This window comes from Paucibacter sp. XJ19-41 (assembly GCF_028462495.1).
Lineage (GTDB): Bacteria > Pseudomonadota > Gammaproteobacteria > Burkholderiales > Burkholderiaceae_C > Roseateles_E.
This window is the reverse complement of record NZ_JAQOWX010000100.1, coordinates 1-20592: the sequence shown is the minus strand read 5'-3', so window position 1 is coordinate 20592 and position 20592 is coordinate 1. Positions and strand designations below refer to the sequence as shown.

Sequence of the window (20592 nt, the reverse complement as noted above, 5' to 3'; positions counted from 1 at the left end):
GGCGCGCTGTCGGCGGCGAAGTCGGGGCGCGGCAGTGCGGCGCGGGGCTGCGCCGGCGGCTCGAACCAGTCCGGCTTGGGCGCGGCCGCATCCAGCGGCGCCAACTGGCGCACACCCGGCAGCGCCGGCATCTGGGCGGCATCGAGCCCGTAGCCCTGCAGCAGCACCTGCGTCGCCGCATTGCTGGCCTCACCCTTGATCTCGGCCAGCGCCTCATGCAGGGCCAGCACGGTGGGCGCGGCCAGGCGCTGGTGACGCAGCTCATGAACCACGCCGGCACGCAGCGCCAGCCAGCTCAGCAGGCCGCCCTCGACCCAGGCCAGCGCCGCCTGCGGTGCGCGCAGCCAGTCGGGCTGCTCGGCCGAAACGGTCTGCAGCACCGCCGCCCAGGCCGGGCGCAGGCCGCGCAGGCTGACCTGATGCGCATCCAGGCCCTGGCGCAAGGCATGGAGGTCCAGTCCGTGCAGAGCGCTGACGCCCGCCGCGCCCTCCATCCGCCAGCCGGCCAGCGCCCAGCGCTGCGCGGCCGCGCCGAAATAGTGGCCGAAAAGCTGGCGCGCATAGGCCTGCAGCGCGGCCTCGTCGGCCAGCGGCAGACCCGGCTCGCAGATCAGATGCTGCAGCAGATGCTCGGAGACCACCAGCTCCAAGGCCCGGCCCGCATGGGCGGCGGGGTCGAGGCCTTCGGCCGTCAGCCACAGCAGGCTGGGTTTGGCGACGCTGGCACCCAGGCCCCGGCGCCAGCGCAAGACCTGACCCTTGAGCCCGTGACCCTTGATCCCCGGGGCGCTATTCATCGAGGGTGACACGCTCGAGTTCCTCGAAAGTGGTGACGCCACGGCAGACCGCTTCCAGCGCCATCGCGCGCAGCGGCTTCATGCCTCGCGCTCGCGCGGCTTCCTTGATCTGCGACATCGGCGCGCGCGCCGCGATCAGGTCGCGCAGGCCGTCGTCGAGCTTCAGCAGCTCGGCCACCGCACGCCGGCCGCGATAGCCGCTGCCGCGGCAATGGCCGCAGCCCTCGCCGCGCATGAAGCGATGGCCGGCGTCGGGCTTCAGTCCATGGCGGGCCAGGGTCGCGGCCTCGGGTTCGTAGGGCCGGGCGCAATGACTGCAGTTCAGCCGCACCAGGCGCTGGGCCAGCACCGCGTTGAGCGCCGAGACCACGTTGTACAGGTCCAGCCCCATATGCATGAAGCGGCCGATCACATCGAAAGCGTTGTTGGCATGGACCGTCGAGAACACCAGGTGGCCGGTCAGCGCTGCCTGCACCGCGATCTGGGCGGTCTCGGCATCGCGGATCTCGCCGACCATCACGCGATCGGGGTCGTGGCGCAGGATGGAGCGCAGGCCGCGCGAGAAGGTCAGGCCCTTCTTCTCGTTGACCGGGATCTGCACGACGCCGGCCAGCTGGTACTCGACCGGGTCCTCGATCGTGATGATCTTGTCGGTGCCGGTGTGGATCTCGGCCAGCGTGGCGTACAAGGTGGTGGTCTTGCCGCTGCCGGTCGGGCCGGTCACCAAGAGCATGCCGTGCGGCTGGCGCGCCTGGGCGCGGATCGCGGCGCGTTCGTCAGCATCGAAGCCCAGCGCGTCCAGGGTCAGTTGGCCACCGGCCTGCTCGATGCGGGCGCGGTCCAGCACCCGCACGACCGCGTCCTCGCCGAACACGCTGGGCATGATGGAGAGGCGGAAGTCGACCTCGCGGCCCTGCACCTTGAGCTTGAAGCGGCCGTCCTGCGGCAGGCGGCGCTCGCCGATGTCCAGCTCGGACATCACCTTCAGCCGCGACACCAGTTGCTCGGCCACCGCCGCGCCCTCGACCGTGCGCACCATGGCCATGACCCCGTCGACACGGAAACGTATGACCGCGCCGCGCACCGTGCACTCGATATGCACATCGCTGGCGCCGTCCTGCAGCGCGTCGTACAGGGTGGCGTTGAGCAGGCGCACGACCGGCGAGGCCTGCTCGGACATGCGCAGCGCCGACAGCTCCTCGGTGCCGGCGCCGGCCTCGCCGGTGGCCACCGCCTCCTCGACATCGGAGAGCGCGCGGAAGTCCGCCTCGCCCGCGCCTAGCCAATGCTCGACCGCGGCCGCCTCGCAGCGCAGCCAGCGCACCGGCTGCTGCAGCCTCGTCTCTATGCTTTGCAGCAGCAGCGCATCGGGGTCGCGCTCGGCCAGCAGCATCGCGCGGCCCCCCGCGCCGACCGCCAGCACCGCGCGCCAGCGCTGCGCCTGGGCCTGCGGCCAGCGCTCGAAGTCCAGATGCCAGGGGCCTTGCTCGGCGGGCAGGAAGTCCGAAAGGGAATGAACGACGGCGGTCACTTTCGGCCTCCCGCCGGGCCGTCCCAAGGGAGGGCGGCGCCCCCTCGGGGGGCAGCGAACTCAGTGAGCGTGGGGGTCGTCATTGAACTTGCTCCACCAATTGAAAGATCGGCAGATACATCAAGACGATGATGCCGCCGATCAGCACGCCCATGACCAGCATCAGCGCCGGGTTGATGGCGCGGGTCAGCAGCTCGGTCAGGCGCACCGCCTCCTCGTCATGAAAGGCCGCCGCGCGCTCCAGCATCGCCGGCAGCTCGCCGCTGCGCTCGCCGACCCGCACCATGCGGCGCGCCACCGGCGTCGCCAGGCCCTGGTCCTCCAGCGCATCCGAAAACCGTCCGCCCTGGGCCACCTGCTCGGCCGCCGCGGCCACCGCCGCGCGCCAGGGCAGGGCCACGACGCCCTCGACGATGCGCAGCGCCGCCAGCACCGGCACGCCCGAGCCCAGGAGCATGCCCATGCTGCGGTACAGCCGCGCCAGCGCCAGCACGCGCAATCTCGGCCCTAGGCCCGGCAGGGTCCACAGCGAGGCCTGCAGGCGTTGCCTCAGGCCGGCATGGCGCCACAGCGCAAGACCCGACCCCAGGATCAGCGCGAGGCCACCCAGCACCAGCAGCGGCTGGCTGCCGGCCGTCTGGCCGAAGCTGATCAGCGCGCGCGAGGCCCAGGGCAGCTCATTGCCCAGACCGTCCAGGATGCCGGCAAAGCGCGGCAGCACGAAGAGCAGCAGAAACAGGATCACCGCGCCGCCGACCAGCAGCAGCATGGCCGGATAGACGCAGGCCGCGATCAGGCGCGAGCGCAGACTCTCGACCCAGGCCAGGTAGCGGGCGTGCTGGGCCAGCGCGGCGCTGAGCTGGCCGGTGCGCTCATTGGCCGCGACGATGGCGCAGACCAGCTCGTCGAAGGCCTGGGGCTGGGCCTGCATCGCGGCCGACAAGGGCCGGCCCTGCTGGACCGCCTCGATCACACCGTCCAGCGCCGCGCGCACGGCCGGGTTGGCCTCCTTCTCGCGCAGCGTGGTCAGCGCCTCCAGCAGCGCGATGCCGGCGTCCAGCAGCACGGCCAGTTCCTGGCTGAATAGTTGCAGCGGAAAGCGCTTGCCGCGGCCGCCGCGCTTGGGACGCTCGGCGCCCCCTGACAACTCCTCCACCTCCAGCAGATGCTGCGGCGCGACGCCGGCCAGGCCGGCCAGCGACTGCCGGTCCGGCGCCTCGATGCGCCGCGACTGCACCCCCAGCTGGGGATGAAAGATACGGATCTGGTACTGCGGCATGGAGGGCGCGAGCGATCTCACCAGTTGGTCAGATCGGCATCCTCGCCTTCGCCGCCGGGGCGGCCGTCGCGGCCCAGCGAGAACAGATCGTAGTCGCCATGTTCGCCCGGCGAGCGGTACTGGTAGTCATTGCGCCAGGGGTCCTTGGGCACGGCCTTGCTCAGATAGGGCCCGCCCCAGCGCGGCTCCTCGCCGGGTTTGGTGACCAGGGCAGCCAGGCCCTGCTCGGTGCTCGGATAGCGCCCGACCTCGATGCGGTACTGGTCCAGTGCCTTGGACAGGCCGTCGATCTGCGCACGCGCCGCCTTGACCTCGGACTTGCCGATCTGGCCAAAGAACTTCGGGCCCACATAGCCGGCCAGCAGCCCGATGATGACCATCACCACCAGCAGTTCCAGCAGCGTGAAGCCAGCGGCCCGGCTTGCAGGGCTGTGTGACGAATTGAAGACAGGGGATCGTGACATGACAATTTGAAAACTGAGCCGGCGACTATTCCACGCCGATCGGAGGCTCGCAATCAGGGCTTGCGCTCCCCGTGTTCGCGGTGGATGACTCACTGTAGCCGCCCAAGATGACAACAAACTTGTCATCTGGCCCGGCTTGTCACCGGCTTGGCCGCCATCGCCCCCTCGGCGCTGTGACCTCGCTAGCCCCTGCGTCTGCGCGCCATGCCGACCAAGCCCAGCAAACCGGCCAGCAGCATGGCCGCACTGGCAGGCTCCGGTACCGCCGTCACCGAGATCGCCAGATTGGCGGAGCCCGTCGGCAGCGTGCCGGGCAGGCCGGTGAAGGTGTAGCTGCCAGGCCCCAGAACCCAGGAGGCCTGGCTCCAGACCGGATTGCCCAGCGCGGCATCGGGCGTATCGGCGAACTGGCTGTCATCGAAGGCCACGGTGGGCGTGGCCCCCAGCAGCACCCCGTTGGACAGGACCTGGGTGCTGTCGCCCGGCAGAAAAAAGTCCACCACGCGCAAGACAAAGGGGTTGGCGCTGCTGAAACTAAAGGATGCCGGTTCGGCGGCCTGGTCCAGCCAGGAGGGTTGACCCTCGGCCAGCAGGAACTCGAACCAGGCCCCATCGGGCGTCAACGTGAAACTGGCGGCCTGGGCGGTGTTCAGCAGCGCGGCAGCCACGACCAGCGCGGCGCCGGCAAGTTGTTTTTGCGTCTTCATCAGAAGTTTCCTCTCCCTTTCAGACCGGCGGCGCCTGTGCACTGTTCACCACTACATGGGACATCAATGCGCTCGACGCCTGCGCCTTGCGTCGTGCATGATCACCATATCATGAGCATCAGGCAACACCTGCCCCCTGTTCAGGCGGCAATCCTCGGGCTGCTGATTGGCGGGTCGGCGACGGCCTGCTCCTCCCCTGCCGTAGCCTCGCTCGATAGGCACTCGACGGGTGCGCCGACGACGCTGTCATGGCCGGCAATCCCGGGTGCTGGCAGCTACACGATGTGGGCTCAGTGGCGGGTGCCCGAGGGCGAGGTGCTGCGCACGGTGGAACTGGCCGGTGCCGAGCCGCAGTTCGTCGTGCCGGCCAGCCCGCAGCCCTGGCGGCTGCTGAGCTTGCAGATCGAGTTGCAAAGCCGCTGCGCGCCCTCGACACCCGGTGTTGCGCTTGCTGCCGTCTCCGCTCCTCGGGTGCTGCACCAGTTCCAGTTCGATCCCGCCCAGGCCTGCCCGCGTGTGGAAGGCTTGGCCCCGGTACGGGATCGCAGCGAGTCGGGACGCGGCCCGCACTATGCGGCGCTGCGCTGGCAGGCCAGGCCCGATGAGCGCTTCGAGATCGCCTGGTTCGATGCTGAATCGGGGCGTCCCCTGCACCGTGACGAAGTTCAGGGCGACCGGGCGCCATGGCCGACGGGCCTGGCTACTCCGGTGCTGGTTCGCGCCACACGCGCATGCGCGGCAGCGCGGCCGAGTACGGCCGAGTATCTGCTGATTCCTTGAGCAGGGGCACCGAGCCGAACGGGGCACCCGGCGGCTCGAAGCGGTCCAGGCAGACCTCGGCCACGCGCCGGCCCAGCACCAGGCCCTCCTCGTTGTCGAAGCGCGGATGGATACCGCCCCACAGCCGCGACTCCGAGGCCTCCAGCGCCAGCGCCTGCCAGCGCGGCGCCGCCTCGGGCAATAGCCGGCTTAGGACGGCAGCGGCCGCACCGGAGGCGACCGAGTGCCCGGACACATAGCCCGGGAATGGCGGCGTGGGGACCAGCGGCTCGAAGTCGCGGTCCAACTCGCGACGGATCGCTGTGACGGGCCTCTCGGTCCAATGCGTCAGCTTGACCCGCCAGCCGGCCACCAGCGCGTCGTGCATCGCCATGTTCAACAAGGCCAGGATGCGGTAATGCCGGGCCGGCGGCTGCGGATGCTGGCTCAGGTGTTCACGCACCAGCATATTCCACACCCCCGGCGGCGTGACGCTGCCGACATCGAGGTTCCAGCGCTCGGCCGCCTGCCTCTGCTCAGCGGTCAGCCGGTGCGAAACCTCCAGCACCTCGGCCATATTGGCCCGCCACCGAGCGCTACCGTAAGCCGGCGGCGGCGGCGGTTCCAGCAGCTCCGTGCCCGGACACCAGGGCCGCCAGTTCGGCGCCTGCGGCTCGGTCGGCTGCTCGGCAAACAGTGGCGGCGTGCGGGCCCAGAGGCCGGGCTGCCAGGCCGGCTTAGCCAGCGGGCGGCGGCGGGAGTCGCCACGGTCCTGCAACGCACGCTCGGCAACCGCCGCGACCGCCGAAAGGGCGGCTGCCGGTGACTGATCGACGTGGGCATCGGCCATGCCTCCGGCCGCTTGCTTGGTCAGCAACGGCGCGACCCAACGCGCCGCCGATTCCTGGGGAAGCAGCCAGCCGAGGGCCAGGGCACCGGCCAATCCTGCGGACTGTTGCTGCTGCTCGGCTGCCGATGATTGCGCCACCGCCACCGATGCGTATAGGCGCGAGGCGCGCAGCGGGTTGTATTGGCGGGCGCGGACGGCGGCGGCGGCGGCGGTGTGGGCGAGGTCGGAGGGCGCGGCGGGAAGTGCGTTTGGCGCTGCAGTCAACAGCACCGACGGAGCGGCAAGCTTCAGGTCGGCAGACGCCTCGCAGGCGGTCAGGCTCAGACCTAGACATAGAACAAGCGAACTCGCGCGCATGATCAGGTGTCGGCTGGGCATGTATGTAGCGTCTGCCAAATCAATTTGAATGACTGTTAGTGTTTAAAGCGTACTGGACTGAATTGTCATTACCTTCAGATCTAAGGCCTACCCTCGAGAGTCCAACCAGTCGTTGCCACGAAAGCTTCAACAAAACTATATTCCCGTGAAAGTCTTTGTCACCTCTATATTACTCAGACTTCCATTCAAATCGAGATTTAAATAAACGGAAAATGCACTATGCAACCCACAACCATCACGAATGGTGGCCTGGTATCTATTCTGAAATTTATCGAATGAAAACAAAATTTCCAGAGTTGGCATAATTGAAATCATCTGCTCGTGTGTCTGACCCACAAAAAACACTTCACCCAAGCGTTTACGAATCGCAGTCTCTTGGTTTCTCAAACAATCACCCCTTCCATTCGAGGCAAAACAAAAACTCAGCAAGAAGCAAAGGTAAAACCCAGCACCCAAAGACAATGCGCGTCGGAAAACCCCCATGTCTCTCATCTCAAAGTCACTCATAATGCTCATCAAATAGCACTCCAATGCATGGGGAATCCATTTTTTATCAAATTAGAAATCCAGCAATAAACGGCACCTAATTATTCCTATGGAGCCACAATTATTGACGGACTGAAGCTAAGTGACGAATCCGGTCGACCATTCCCCCATCCAGGTGCATTTATCACGGGAGAGGGTCGCCGCCCTGTTATAGCAACGACAAAAGTAGAAGCATATGAGTTACTATTATGCCCGAGCGGCCAATATGGAATATTATTCTGATTTGTCACTTTGGCAAATTCAATGGCTTTTCTGACAGCATCGTCGAAATCATCACAAATTATTCCAACCCGTTGCGTCGTATGCACGTCTGCGGGGTTGTCTCTAAACGTCGAATCATAGACGCCAGACTGCGCGTTGATCCGTCCAAACCCAAACCCACCAGAGCCCCCATAGCCGGCAGAGGCTGAAGCAGATCCGCCTGAAGCGGAGAGCCCCGAATTGGAAGCGCTACCTGAGAAACTCTGAGACATGGGGCCTGCACGTGTCGCGTATTTTTGCCCTGTCACGGTGTCTGTAAGTATTACCAACTGATGATTTGCACCCGACACAGGCGTGTTTGTATAGCCAATTTCTATAATGGTCGCTAGTCCACTGGGATCAACAAAGCTGATCGGATTTCCAGAAACGTAGCTGTAGGTATTGAGGCCGCCCGCTAGCCCGATGGGGTCAGATTGGGTAAATCTTTTCAAATCAGCGTCATAGTACCTAGCCCGGTAATAAATCAAGCCCGATTTATCGTCTTCACGCCCCGTGTAGCCACTCGACGCGATTCTTATTTCCCCAGTAGCCTGCGATTCCCCATACGCGCTGTAAGCATTTCTCGCAACGGCCATGCCGTCGGATGAGATGTCCGCCACCACACTCCCCAACGCATCCGTCAGCAAATAGCGCTGCTTGCCCTGCGAGTACGCCGCGATGGCTTCGTCGATGGCCAGGCCCGTCAGCAGCTGGGTCGCGCCCGCCGCCGTGACCTCGCTGACGGCCTGATCTCCGTCATACACATAAGTAGTCGTCACCCCGTTGACCACGCGCGTCGCACGACGGCCCAGCACGTCGTAGCTGAATGAGGCCTCCAGGTTGGGGCCAGTGATCTGGCGCAAGCGGTTCAGGCCGTCCCAGCTGTAGTTCGTCAGCTTGCCCGCGCCGCAGTTCTTGCTGGCCATGTTTCCATTGGCGTCATAGCTCAGCGCGCAGGTCTCGTTGCTGGCGGTGAAGGTGACCGACACCATGCGGTCGGCCGCGTCATAAGTGGCCGTCATCGGCGTGTCGGCGATCACGCCGCCGCTGGCCAGGGCCTTGCTGGTGCGCATGCCGCGCGCGTCGTAGCTGTAGTCGATCTTCTCGATCTGGGCGCCGTCCGGCTTCTTGTAGACCATGCTCAGCAGGCGGCTCGCGCCGTCATAGCTGTAGTCCGCCGTCACGCCATTGGGCAGGGTCTTGCGCTGCAGGCGGCCGGCGGCATCCCACTGGTACAACGTGCTTTCGCCGGCATAACGGATGGCCGTCAGGCGGTTGGCCAGGTCCCACTCGTAGCGGGTTTCCTGGGCACCATCGACGCGGCGCCAGATGCGCCGGTCCAGCCGGTCATAGCCATAGCTGATCTCGTGACTTGTTGCGCCATGGGTCTGCACCTCCTTGGTCAGGCGGTCGACCATGTCGTACTCATAGTCCACCCGGCTGCCGGACTCCTCGACGCTGACCACCCGGCCCGCGCCGTCATAGCTGATGCTGCGGCTGCGGTCGGGCAGCTCAATGGTGCTGACACGGCCGGAGGCGTCGTAGCTGTATCGGGTGGTCTGGCCCTTGCGATCGACGCTGCGCTCGATGCGGCCGGCGCTGTCGTAGTGATAGGTATCGGACTGCCCCGCCGCGTCGGTACGGGTGCTCAGGCGGCCATAGAGGTCGTAGCCATAGCTGGCGATCGCAGGGCCGCGCGGGTTGGTGACGCTCTTCAGGCGCGCGCCTTCGTCATAGGCCAGCGCCGTCTTGCCACCGATGGCGTCCTCCACCAGCGTGGTCTGGCCGATGCCATTGGTCTGGCTGCTGCTGGTGTAGCCCAGCGGGTCGGTGGTGGCAAGCGGCCGGCCGCTGCGGTCGCTGCTCATGACCGTGCTGTGGTTGAGCGGGTCGGTCGCGCGGATCAGATCACCGGCCGCGTTATAGGCCAGGCGGCTGGTCTGGTTCAGGGGGTCGGTGATGCTGATGAGCTGACCCAATGCGCTGTAGCCCAGGCCGGTCTTGTTGCCCAGAGGGTCGATGGTCTCGATGAGATTGCCCTTGGCGTCGTACGTCATGCGCCACACCTGCGCCGTGCCCTGCTCGTCCAGGCGCGTGATGCTGGCAGGCTTGTTCCAGCGCAGGTCGTAGCTGATGTCGGTGCTTCGGCCCAGCGCATCGATGCTGCGCACGACGTTGCCCACCCCGTCATAGCTCATGCGTGATACGCGACCCAGGGCATCGGTCATGCGCAAGATGCGGTTATTGGCATCGCGCAGGTACTGGGTGCGATCACCGGCACTGCCGCTGCTGTCAAGCACCTGGCCCAAGCTGCCAAAGCGCGTCACGCTGGTGCTGCCGTCCGGCTGCTTCACCGTGGTGGCCAGCACCTGGCCACCGTGGAAGCGCCAGCCGGCCTGATAGTTCTCCCAGCTGTCTTCGCTGGGGCAGTTGGGACCGCTGCAGACCTGGCCTGGGCTGGCCACATTCGTGACGCAGGCGCCGCCCACCTTGTAGCTGAAGCGGTACTCCAGGCCGGTGGCGGTGGACTGACGCAGGATGCGACGGCTGGAGCCGTAGTGGTTCTCCGTCGAGCTGCTCAGCCCTGGATAGCTGATGGACTTCAATCGCTCGCCCACCTCGGGCCGGAACGCGAAGCTGCAGGCTGCGTCCTTGGGCAGATCGTCGTCCTTGACATAGGTATAACGGGTGACCCTGCCATCGGCATCGGTCACGGTCTCAAGGCGCTTGCTGGCGGTGTAGCTGAAGCGTTCGGTGCGCCCCTCCGGGTCGGTCAGGGTCTCGACGAAGCCGCTGCCGCCATAGCTGGCCGTGATGCGGCGCTCCGTCGTGCCGACCGAGGTCAGCTGGCCACGACTGTTGCGTGCGACGGTTGCGATACGTCCGTTCGGGTCGCGCACTTCCACCAGGAATTGCGGCTGGCCGCGCACATTGCCCGGGGCACCGGCAAAGGCCTGGAACTTCCAGACCGAGCCATCCTTGAACGCGATCTGCCAGCGGCCAGCGACCTCGCTCGCCACCGCACCGTCAAGCTTGGGCTCATCGCGGTTGCGGTAGGCGCCGCCACCCTCGTCGCCAAAGACATGATCGACATTGCCCGGCAACACGAGGCGCTTGATGGCGCCGCCGAGAAACATCACGTCATAGTCCAGCGCCCAGCCATAGCCGATGGAGCCCTCGGTGCCGCCAATATTGCCGAAGGCATCGATGGGGTTGTAGTTGCGTCCCGTCTCGATGGGCACCAGGCCACGGCAACTCATGCCACCGGTGCGGGCCAGTTCCTGACCGGAGAAGAGATTGACCGGGTTGCCGGCACAGGGGTCGGGAGTGCCCTTCCCCGGTTGATCGCCTTTTGGATTCGCCTGCAAACAAGCCAGCCCGCACACCCCGCAGAACCTCGTCAGCCCGCCGCTGACCATCTTCGCCACCTTGCCGTCGGCGCTGACCACCGCCTGCCCGGCGACCTTCCACTCGCCGGTGCCGCCTATCGGACTGCCATCGAAGAACCAGACATTGACGGTCTCGCCGGGGGCGGCGCCGGTGTCGTTGGGCAGGCTGATCGGGATCGGCTTGGATGGCACCCCGCCCATCGGCGTGCCGAAGTACAGCTGATAGGCACTGCCGGTCGGCACCGGCGGCGGCTCGACCGGCAGCTCCGAGATCTCGCGCTTCTCGACCGCGATCTGGGTCTTCTTGACGCCGTCCCAGCCGACGATCTCGGTGCCGGCGGGCAGGGTGATCTCCAGGCCGGGGAAGCGCTCATCGGTGATCTTCTGGTCCTGCACGGCGTTGTTGATCGCGCTGAAGTTCTGTGCCGGCGGCGGCGGCGCGATCACGAAGTCCTTCAGCAGGCTCATCTGGCCGGCGACGATGGTGACGCTATAGGGCCAGATCGGATAGAGCGGGTTGGCCGGCGTCGCGTCGAAGCGCAGCGTCACCGGCCCGGCGCTCAGCCCGGCCAGCTCAAAAGTGCCGGATGCGTCGGTGGCCGTGACCGGCGAGCTCTGCGCGCCGGTATCGGCGCGCACCACCACGCTGGCAATCGGCTGGCCTTCGGGCGTGACGAAGCGGCCGCGCACGCCGGTGCTGGGCGTCGTCTCGGGGTCGGGCACCGTCAGCGTGACGGTGGCCGTGCGGGTGATGCGGCCGGCGGTCGCATTGCCGACGCCGGTCACGAGCAGCGCATAGCTGCCGGGTGCCACCGCGCCGCTGGCCTGCAATTGCAAGGTGCCGCTGCGCTCGGCCGGCAGGGTCTGCGGCGAGAAGCTGGCAGTGACGCCGGTCGGCAAGCCGCTGATGGACAGGCTCATCGCGCCGGTATAGGGCTGGGTGCCCAGGCTGGCGATGGCCAGCGCCGCGGTCGCCTCGCTGCCACGCAGCAGGCGCAGGCTGTTGGGCGTCACGGTCAGGCCGGCGTCCTGGGCCTGCTCGACCGTGAAGGTGGGGCCGCTGGCCTCGCCCAGCGCGTTGACCACGCGCAGCACGCCGGTCACCGCATTGACCGGCACCCGCAGCAACAGTTGGGTGCTGCTGGCCGACACCAGTTCCAGCAAGACATCGCCGATATAGGCCTTGTTATTGGCCGGCGTGGCCGCGTCGAAGCCGGTGCCAGCCAGCGTGATGCTGGTGCCGGCAGGGCCACGCAGCGGGCTGGCGCCGGTGATGCTCAGCGTGGCTTGCTTCTTGAGCAGGCTCGCGCTGGCAGGCTGTCGCCCCGGCGCCTCGGCGCGCAGCGTCACCGCGCCGGCGCTCAGGGCCTTGACGACAAACTGCACCGAGCTGGCGCCGGCGGGCAGGATCACCGAGGCGGGCAGCTCCAGGCTGCCCTCGCCGCTATAGCTCAGCAGTGCCGTCAGCCCGCCGGCCGGCGCCGGGCTGGAACTGGCCAGCGTGTAGACGAGACTGGCGCCAACACTGAGCTCGGCCGCCGCCGGGCTCAGGCTCAGCGCGGGCAACTGGACCACGGTCACCGGCACGATCAGACGGATCGCGCCGAAACGAACCTCCACCTTGGCCTGGCCGACGCCGACACCCTTGAGCCGCCCATCGGGCTCGACGCTGAGGATGCCGGGCTTGTCGCTGCTCAACACCAGGCCTTCGGGTGCATCGTCCAGCGTGCCGTCGGTCAGCAAGGCCTGGACGGGCAGGCGCTCGACGCTGCCGACACCGAGGCTGAAGTCCTTGGGCGGACGCAGCTCCTCGACCACCGGCGGCGTCACCGTGACCCGCGCAGTGGCGCTGCTGCCATTGAGCGAGGCGCTGATCTGGGCCTGCCCCTCGGCCCGCGCCGTCACGGGAATGCTGGTCTGGCTCTGACCCGGCGCCACCGTCACGGTGGGCGGCAACGCCAGCACATCGGCAGCATCCACGCTCAGGTTCGCCGTGCTGGGGGCGCTGCTGTTCGGCGCGATGCGCAGCAGCAGCTGCCCGACCGTGCCTTTGGGCAGGCTTTGCTGGGCCGGCGTCAGCTCGGTGAGCAGACTCGCCTGGTCAAGCACCGCCACGTCCAGATAGCTCAGCGCCGCGCTGTTGGCGGCGCGCACCGAGACCCGGGCACTGCCCGAGGCAGCACCGGCAATCTGGAAACTGGCCCCGCGCTGGCCGGCCGGCACCGTCAGTGAGGCGGGAACGATCAGCACCGCAGCGCTGCCGCTGGCTGCCGCTTGCTGCTGAGCCAGCGCCAGGGTGAGCACCTGGTCATAGGCCCGCACGGCATCCAGCTCGACATCGACAGTCGCCGTGGCACCCACACCCAAGGTCAGCGCCGGCGGCCTCAGGCTCAGCAGCGGCGAGACCGCCGCGCCCACCGGATCACGGACGACGATGGTGCTGCTGGCGCTGCGCGAGCCGCCTTCGGCGCTGAGCAAGACCTGGCCCTTCTTCAGCCCCTTGAGCTGCAAGCTCACGCGGTCGACGCCGGCCGGCACCTGCAAGGTGGGGGCATGCTCGATCACGCCCGCAGGCGTGGCCGCCAGCACCACATCGACCGGCACGCTGCTGAAGCCGCTGAGCAGCAGCTCGACGGACAGCGTGGCACCGACCTCCAGCTCGCTACGGCTGGGGTGCAAGGCCTGCACGGCCGCCGCCGCCGGCGTCACGCGCAGCAAGGCCTCCAGGCGCTGCGTGCCCAGATCGGCGTGCACCGTATGAGCGCCGGGCTGCAAGGCCTGCACCGCCACGAGCACATGGCGCTGCCCGGCCGGCACGATGGCCTGGGCCGGCAGGGCCAAGGCATCGCCCGCGTCGCTGCCAAGCGCGATGGCCACGTTCTGGCTGGTCACGGCGCTCAAGTCCAGGCGCAGGCTGGCGCTGGCGCCCTGCCTGACCGTGGCCGGCAGCGGCTGCACCGACTGCAGCCCCGCCGTGCCCGCCTCAATCACCCGCACCGTGGCCGCCAGCTGCCGGGTGTTCGCGATGACGCGCACCAGGCCCACACCGGCCCCCTGCCCCTGTACCGGCACGCTGACCGAGCTGGCCCCCACCGGCAGACTGACGCGCGCCGGCACCTGCAGCAGATCCGGGCGGGTGGTGCTGACGATATAGGTCTGGGCGGTCGTGGCCGGCCCCGGCAGGCTGATCGTCAACGCAGCGCTCGCACCCACCTCCAGCGCGAGTTCGGTGCGATCCAGGCGCGGCGAGGCCGTCGCCGGCAGTTGCGCCAGGGCCGGCAGCGCCAGCCAGGCCAGCAGCAGCGCGCCCCAGCGCAGCAAGGCGAAGAGGGAACTGGGGGCGGACCGGCAAAACGCCTTCATGGTGGCTCCAGGGCTAGCGTCTATCGTCGAAGATGAAGCTCAGCCACCCCAGGCGGCGATGTGCAGCGCCTCGGGTGGCGCGGCGAACTCACGGCCGCTGACGGTAATCAGCGTCGTGCTGGACTTGCCGTCAAGCCCGGCCGTGACCGTGACGCGCTCGACCCGTTCGCCCTGCGCATAACGCGACAGCGCCTCGCCCACCGCCACGACAACGGTATAGGTGATGCTGGCCTGCAAGGTGCTGGCGCCGGCCGGCAGCTCGATAGCGGCGCTGGCCGTCGCGGCGGCGGTGCTGCCGGTCAGCGCGGTGCTGACGGCCGTGACCTCGGCGCCCGACGCCGGCACGACGCTGAGCTTGACGGTGTTGCCGACCGGGATGTTCGTGGTCGCAAAGCCCACCGTGACCGGATTCGCCGTCGTGGCCGGCAGCCGCACATCGGCAACGCCGGTCGGCGGCTGCGGCACGTTGACGCCAGCCACCGTCGTGATGCTCAAGGTCGGCGAGCCGGCGATGAAGACGGGGCCGGGTTGACCGAAGGAATGGGTGGGGGTGCTGCCGGCTGTGCGAGTGATGGTTTCGGCTTCGAGGCGGATGCGGCCATCGCCGCCAGTGCCACCTTCATAGGCGCAACTTGAGGTTCCGCGAGCGCCGTTGTCAGCCGAAATCTGCCCGTTACCGGCAATGGTCGTCGCCACCAGTCTGATAGCGCCGCCACTACCACCGCCGCCGGCCGATGACCGATCCGGTGTGCCTTGACACCCTGCTGGTGCCACATTGCCACCAGCCCCACCGAGAGCCAGGATCTTGCCGGTCGTGTTGGTGATCGTGATCGTGCCGGAGGCGGCAATCAGCAGTGCTCCGCCCCCTCCGCCGCCGCCCGAGCCCGCCCAATTGCTACCCGCGACACCGCCACCGCCACCCGAGCCGCCGATCAATGGCAACAGTTCGGCAGCGCCGTAGGACAAGCCGGCTTTACCGCTCGGATTGTCGCCTCCACAGACTGAACCGCCAGCCGCACCCAAGGTGCCATAGCTGGCGCCACCGCCACCGCCATAGCCTAAATAGCCTTGATTCAAGTCGTAGTCGGTCGTACCGCAGATATTGCGCAGACCTCCGTTACCTCCACCAGGCCCCAAGCCTTTGCCACCCAGTCGATCAGGCGAATTCACACCACCCGGCCGCCCTCCTCGCCCCCCTCCGAATCCGCCCGGCCCACCGGCCCCAGGATTGCCGTCATCTGCCAGCACACCATCTCCAGCCGTGCCCGAGTTGGCCGCAGCCGTGCCGCTGACATCAAGAGTGCCACTGATCGTCGCATTCCCGGCCACCAGGAGCACCACCGGCGTGTTCGTCACATTCTTCTTGAACGTCACCTTCACATTGGCCGGGATCGTGATGCTGGCGTAGTTCAGGATGCCGGAGGGCGGCAGGTTGATCACCGTGTCGACGCTTGGGGCCAGGTCACCATCGGCCCCGGTGCTGCCGCTGGTAAAGGCGTGGTTGATCGAGGCGGCCGACATCAGCGCGAGGCCGATCACGGCTGCACGGGCGGATGTGAGGCGTGGACGCATCGCGCAAGCTCCTGGTTGAAATGAAGAAGAAGAGGAATAGAGACAAGGGCCATTGGCACCAAGACGGGATGCGCTGGCCCGGCGGCCGACAAAAATTGAGTGCTTGTTGTTCATCGCATCACTCCTTGGGATAGACGGTGAATGTGTTGGCGGGCGAGGCCAGGGCCGATGAGCCGCCAGCTGGATTGAAGACGCGGATCACACGCGGGCCAGCCGGTGCATCGGCGCGCACCTGGACCGGTACGCTGAGTTCGGTGCCCGCCGCGTTGACGCTGAAGCTGCTGCTGATCTCCAGCCCGCCCGACGGCTCGGCCAGCACCTGGCTGGTCGCATGCAGCCCGACGCCACGCACGATCAGCACCAGGCTGTCGCCCTGGCGCGCCAGGATGGGCTCCAGCGACACCACCTCGGGCAAGCGCTCCAGCACCTGGACAAAACTGGGGCCGACAAAAGCCGGCGGGACGATGGCGCCGGCGGGGTCCAGCACCTGCAATTCATAAAGTTGCAGCGGCGCAGCGGCGGCCACGCTCACCGTCTGGCGCAGGGCCCGACCGTCCGGCTCCACCGCTGCATTGCCCTGCGGCACGATCTGTCCTGCAGGCAGCAGTTGCACGCTAGCCCCCGCCGGCAACGCATGGCCCTGCACCGTCAACTCGGCCGTCTGACCGCGCAGCAGCCCGCCGGGCTGCACCGACACCACGCCCGGTCCTCGCAGCACGCCGATGGGCAGCGAATGGGCAGACAGCTCGGTGCTGACCGGATCAGACGGCCTGGTCAGTTCAACGCCCACCGGCAGGGCGAGGGCCGAGCCCGGCGTGCCGCCGACGGCGATCTCGCCGACCTGCACGCCGACCAAGGGAGCGAGGAAGCTGGCTTCCAGCCCGGGCGCACCCGGGCCACCGCCGTCGCCGAGTTGAAGACCCACGGCTGCCGCCATCAGATTGGCATAGGTCACCGGGGCGTCGCCGATCAGCAAGGTGTTGGCCGGACTGGCGGCGGTCAAAGTCTCGCCCGCTGGCGCCACCAGGCTGACGATGCGCGGGCCGCGCGCAGCGGCTGCGGTGATGGAGACGGCCGCCTCGGCCAGGCTGCCTTCAGGATTGACGCTGACGGGGCCGATCGAAATGCCGGCGGCGGGCGTGATGCGCACGGCCGAGGCATTCTGGAAATTGCGACCGCGCAGTTGCAGACCGAAGCTGGTGCCGGCCCGCACGGTGGCCGGCTCGATCGACTCCAGTACCGGCAGCACCGGCGTGATCAACAAGCTGGGACGCAGGGCTTGGGCGAAGGCTATAGCCTGACCGGCACTGCTGACGAGCACGCGGCGCTGGCCCAGCGGCGCGGAGGCATCGGCGCTCAGGGTCAGCGTGACGCTGCGGCCATCCGGTGCCGGGCTCGGGCTGCCGACGGTCAGCCCGGTCGCGGGTTCGAACACCACGCTGTCCACCGACTGCAGATGCTCACCGCTCAGCACCAGCTGTCGCGACTCGCCGCGTGCCAGCGACGGCGGGCTCATCCCGGTCAGCACCGGGCCGACGCTCAGGCCGACCGCCGGCGACAGCTGCAATACCGGCCGTTCGGACTCACCGCCCGGACCCCGTGCCAGTTCGACCCCCACCTGCGGCGACTGCAGATCCTTGTAGGGCTGCAATCCGGAGGCACCGTCCGAAACCGCGAAGCTGTTGGCCGGCGACGCCGTGGCACTGCTGCTGCCGCCCGGCGCATGCACGATGACCAGGCGCTGCCCCGGCTGGGCGACCGGCGACACCTGCAGGCCCAGCGTCAGCAGGCTGCCGTCGGCATTCACCGTCAGACTGGAGCCAGCCGTCACCCCTCCGCCCCTGAACTCGACGGCGGTGACATCCTGCAGATGGCGCCCGCGGATCTCGAAGGCGGCAATGGTGGCACCGGGCTCCACCAGGATGGGCGCGACCGATGTCAGTTCCGGCCCCGGCGTAACCACATCGAAGTCATCCGCGCCTGCTGTCGCCGGCAGCAAGCGGCGGCCGCCAGCGCTGACCACGAGGCTGCGCAAGCCCGGCGCAGCACTAGCGGCCGCCGAGATCGTGACGGAGGCCTGGCGGCCGTCCGCCGACAGCTGCGGCACGCCGAGCGTCAGCCCTGCGGCCGGCTCGATCCGCACCGTCAGGTCCGCCGGCAAGCCCTGGCCGATGATGCGCAACGTCTGGCTGCTGCCCTGGGCGACGTAGCGCGGCTGCGTGTCTATCCAGACGCTGTCACCAAAGCTCAGGCCTACCAGGGGCGACAGCGCCAGCAAGGGCCGCTCGACGGCCGGCGGCTGCGTGACGGCCAACTCCACCCCTACCGCATGGGCTCGCGCGCTGTTGACGCCCTCCGGATTCGCGGTGATGAACACCGGCAGCTGCAAGCTGCCCAGCGTCGCCGATACCGCGCGCAGTTCGGTATTGCCGCCCACCAGCCCCCGCACACTGAAGCGGGCGACGGTCTGCCCGGCAGGAATGGACAGCGTGGTCGGCGTGACCGTGGCCAATTCGGGGCGAACCATGCTCAGGGCAAAGCTGTGGGCCTCGTCATCGGCATGGTCCAGGGTCAGGTCGTAGGCCGCCGCCGAGCCGCCTGGTGCCACCGCGATCGGCAGCGGCGCTACCTGGGCGACCGGTAACGCTGGACGCACCGTGATCGAGGCCGAGGCTGTGCCGGCCGCTGTGCTCACCCTCAGACTCGAAGCGCCAAGCGCAGCGGCCGCCGACACTCTCAGATCGAAGGCCATCGTCGTGGCCGCGCGGGTCACGCGGCTGATCGTGATCTCGGGATCGGCGGCACTGAGCGAGGCATTGGCCAGCTGCGTGCCCGTCAAGCTCATGCGCACGGTGCTGGCGCGACGCACGGCCGTCGGCTGCACGGCCGTGACCGTGGGCGCCACAGCCGCACCGCCGGCAATCACCGCCGTGATATTGCCGGCGGCGTCGTACTGATATTCGGTGACGCGATTGCCGGCATCGATGACACGAACGAGGCGGCCCAGCCCGTCGTACTCGTATCGCTCGCTTCCCGCCGCAGCACCGGGACCTGGCACCAGCAGCAGCAGAGCGAGCAGGCAAAACAGGATCGCGACCACCGCAGGCAGCCCCTCCCTCGCGCACATTGGCCTCGTTCTGCAGCCCACTGAGCCTCCCTGGCTTGTTGTGGCTCACGATCAGTCATTGCTGTGACCGGAGCAGCCCGCAGGCCGGTCATCCCACTTGAATTTCATTCCACCACGCGTGCAACAAGCACGGCAAGCGCTCGGCTGTCACGCGAAGAGGGCTCAAGCCCTGACCCCCGAAAGATCGGCTCATAGGAGGATGAAGCGATGAGCGCGGATGCGTGCACTTTGCGGCTCTCGCCACATCCTCAAGATGATGGAGGCCGCCACCGCCTCGGCAAGAAGACGGCACAATGGCCCCCAGCGCCAGCGCCTCGCCTTTGGCCGAGGTGCGCGGTTAGCCAGGTGGAACTTTCTGACCATGCAGTCTTGCCCTTCCCTGGGATTGCACCTGGCATGACGGCCCGCGCCCAGGCCCTCTGGCCTGTGGCGTAGCGGCCCATGCACCAGGCGATGCTCGCCTGCTCCCCTTCGTTCGACTCAGAAAGTCACCTCTCATGAAAATCGCGCTCATCATCGAAAACAGCCAGGCGGCCAAGTCCGACACCGTCTTCAATGCGCTGAAGACCGTCACCGAGCCGCTCGGACATGCCGTGCACCACTACGGCATGTACACCCCCGAGGACAAGGCCTCGCTGACCTATGTGATGAACGGCCTGCTGGCTGGCATCCTGCTGAACTCCAAGGCGGCCGACTTCGTCGTCACCGGCTGCGGCACCGGCATGGGCTCGATGCTGGCCTGCAATGCCATGCCCGGCGTGTTCTGCGGCCTGGTGATCGACCCGACCGATGCCTTTCTGTTCGGCCAGATCAATGATGGCAACTGCCTGTCCATGCCTTACGCCAAGGGCTTCGGCTGGGCGGCCGAGCTGAATCTGCAGGACTGCTACCGCAAGCTGTTCGAGCACGAGCGCGGCGTCGGCTACCCGAAGGAGCGCGCCGCCATCATGGCCAAGAACCGCGGCATCCTGAAGGACCTGAAGGCCGCCTCGTGCAAGGACATGCTGAGCGTGCTGAAGACGGTCGACCAGGACCTGCTGAAGGCCACCGTGTCGGGCGAGAAGTTCCAGGAGCTGTTCTTCACGAATTGCCAGGACGACGCCATCGCCGGCCATATCCGTCGCGTGCTGGGCGCCTGAGGCCGGCCGCACGGCGTCCCTCAGGGCGCCAGCAAGGCCTCGCGGGCCGCTGACAGCACGGCGCCGGTCAGGCGGTCCAGCAGCCCGGAGGCTGCGCGGGCGTGCTGCCAGTAGAGGGCGACATCCAGCGGCGTGTCGGGCACCAGCTCGACGAGGCTACCCTCGCTCAGCTGAGGGGCGATCATGGACTCCGGATGCAGGCCCCAGCCCATGCCCGCCGCTGCGGCGCTCACAAAGGCGTGGGAGGACGGCAGGGTATGCCGTGGCAATTCCACATGCCGGTGGCACAGGCGCCGTGCCCAGCTGGCTTGCAGCTCGTCCTTGGTGTTGAAGACCAGGCTGGGCGCCCGGGCCAAGGTGCCGGCGCCGACGCCGTCGGCGAAGTAGCGCCGCATGAAGGCGGGGCTCGCGGCGGCGCGGTAGCGCATCGCGCCCAGCGGCCGGCTGTTGC

13 protein-coding genes are annotated in these 20592 nt (G+C 67.7%); 2 read left to right on the top strand and 11 right to left on the bottom strand.

The features are described from left to right. The 5 genes from PO768_RS21610 to PO768_RS21590 all read right to left on the bottom strand — a co-directional run. A partial coding sequence (locus tag PO768_RS21610) for a hypothetical protein (protein ID WP_272647704.1) occupies positions 1 to 797 on the bottom strand: 797 nt, incomplete at its 3' end. Beyond that, positions 790 to 2328, bottom strand: coding sequence for a GspE/PulE family protein (locus tag PO768_RS21605; protein ID WP_272647703.1), 1539 nt, complete (start codon positions 2326 to 2328; stop codon positions 790 to 792). The genes PO768_RS21610 and PO768_RS21605, both read right to left, overlap by 8 nt. 79 nt (positions 2329 to 2407) lie before the next feature. Further along, entirely contained in the window at positions 2408 to 3628 is a 1221-nt protein-coding gene (locus PO768_RS21600) for a type II secretion system F family protein (protein ID WP_272647702.1), read from the bottom strand. Beyond that, complete coding sequence (gspG, locus tag PO768_RS21595) at positions 3625 to 4071, bottom strand: type II secretion system major pseudopilin GspG (RefSeq protein ID WP_272647701.1); 447 nt, start codon at positions 4069 to 4071, stop codon at positions 3625 to 3627. The genes PO768_RS21600 and gspG overlap by 4 nt, the downstream gene beginning before the upstream one ends. 182 nt (positions 4072 to 4253) lie before the next feature. After that, positions 4254 to 4778 (bottom strand): PEP-CTERM sorting domain-containing protein, encoded by a 525-nt coding sequence (locus tag PO768_RS21590; RefSeq protein ID WP_272647700.1) that lies wholly within the window; start codon positions 4776 to 4778, stop codon positions 4254 to 4256. Positions 4779 to 5060: 282 nt separating this feature from the next. Here PO768_RS21590 and PO768_RS21585 point away from each other — a divergent pair, with 282 nt between their 5' ends. Beyond that, positions 5061 to 5558 (top strand): hypothetical protein, encoded by a 498-nt coding sequence (locus PO768_RS21585; RefSeq protein WP_272647699.1) that lies wholly within the window; start codon positions 5061 to 5063, stop codon positions 5556 to 5558. Here PO768_RS21585 and PO768_RS21580 read toward each other — a convergent pair. From PO768_RS21580 to PO768_RS21560, 5 genes are all read right to left on the bottom strand, one after another. After that, entirely contained in the window at positions 5479 to 6657 is a 1179-nt protein-coding gene (locus PO768_RS21580) for a vanadium-dependent haloperoxidase (RefSeq protein ID WP_272647698.1), read from the bottom strand. The two genes, PO768_RS21585 and PO768_RS21580, sit on opposite strands and share 80 nt — an antisense overlap. A 243-nt stretch (positions 6658 to 6900) precedes the next feature. Continuing rightward, on the bottom strand, positions 6901 to 7281 hold the full coding sequence (locus tag PO768_RS21575; RefSeq protein WP_272647697.1) for a hypothetical protein: 381 nt from the start codon (positions 7279 to 7281) through the stop codon (positions 6901 to 6903). A 77-nt stretch (positions 7282 to 7358) separates the two neighbouring features. Beyond that, positions 7359 to 14303, bottom strand: coding sequence for an RHS repeat-associated core domain-containing protein (locus PO768_RS21570; RefSeq protein ID WP_272647696.1), 6945 nt, complete (start codon positions 14301 to 14303; stop codon positions 7359 to 7361). Between the two features lie 39 nt (positions 14304 to 14342). Then, positions 14343 to 15989: a hypothetical protein gene (locus PO768_RS21565; protein ID WP_272647695.1), complete on the bottom strand. Its 1647-nt coding sequence runs from the start codon at positions 15987 to 15989 to the stop codon at positions 14343 to 14345. A gap of 4 nt (positions 15990 to 15993) precedes the next feature. Further along, positions 15994 to 18975: an RHS repeat domain-containing protein gene (locus tag PO768_RS21560; protein WP_272647694.1), complete on the bottom strand. Its 2982-nt coding sequence runs from the start codon at positions 18973 to 18975 to the stop codon at positions 15994 to 15996. Positions 18976 to 19499: 524 nt separating this feature from the next. On the opposite strand from PO768_RS21560, the gene PO768_RS21555 reads away from it, so the two are divergent. Beyond that, on the top strand, positions 19500 to 20141 hold the full coding sequence (locus PO768_RS21555) for an RpiB/LacA/LacB family sugar-phosphate isomerase (protein ID WP_272647693.1): 642 nt from the start codon (positions 19500 to 19502) through the stop codon (positions 20139 to 20141). A 20-nt stretch (positions 20142 to 20161) separates the two neighbouring features. Here PO768_RS21555 and PO768_RS21550 read toward each other — a convergent pair. Then, a partial coding sequence (locus tag PO768_RS21550; RefSeq protein ID WP_272647692.1) for a LysR substrate-binding domain-containing protein occupies positions 20162 to 20592 on the bottom strand: 431 nt, incomplete at its 5' end.

What these genes read in the sequence shown, in the direction of transcription:
- gspG (WP_272647701.1), bottom strand. Translation starts at nt 4,071, where the DNA reads ATGTCACGATCCCCTGTCTTCAATTCGTCACACAGCCCTGCAAGCCGG.
- PO768_RS21590 (WP_272647700.1), bottom strand. Translation starts at nt 4,778, where the DNA reads ATGAAGACGCAAAAACAACTTGCCGGCGCCGCGCTGGTCGTGGCTGCC.
- PO768_RS21585 (WP_272647699.1), top strand. Translation starts at nt 5,061, where the DNA reads ATGTGGGCTCAGTGGCGGGTGCCCGAGGGCGAGGTGCTGCGCACGGTG.
- PO768_RS21575 (WP_272647697.1), bottom strand. Translation starts at nt 7,281, where the DNA reads ATGAGCATTATGAGTGACTTTGAGATGAGAGACATGGGGGTTTTCCGA.
- PO768_RS21570 (WP_272647696.1), bottom strand. Translation starts at nt 14,303, where the DNA reads ATGAAGGCGTTTTGCCGGTCCGCCCCCAGTTCCCTCTTCGCCTTGCTG.
- PO768_RS21565 (WP_272647695.1), bottom strand. Translation starts at nt 15,989, where the DNA reads ATGAACAACAAGCACTCAATTTTTGTCGGCCGCCGGGCCAGCGCATCC.
- PO768_RS21555 (WP_272647693.1), top strand. Translation starts at nt 19,500, where the DNA reads ATGAAAATCGCGCTCATCATCGAAAACAGCCAGGCGGCCAAGTCCGAC.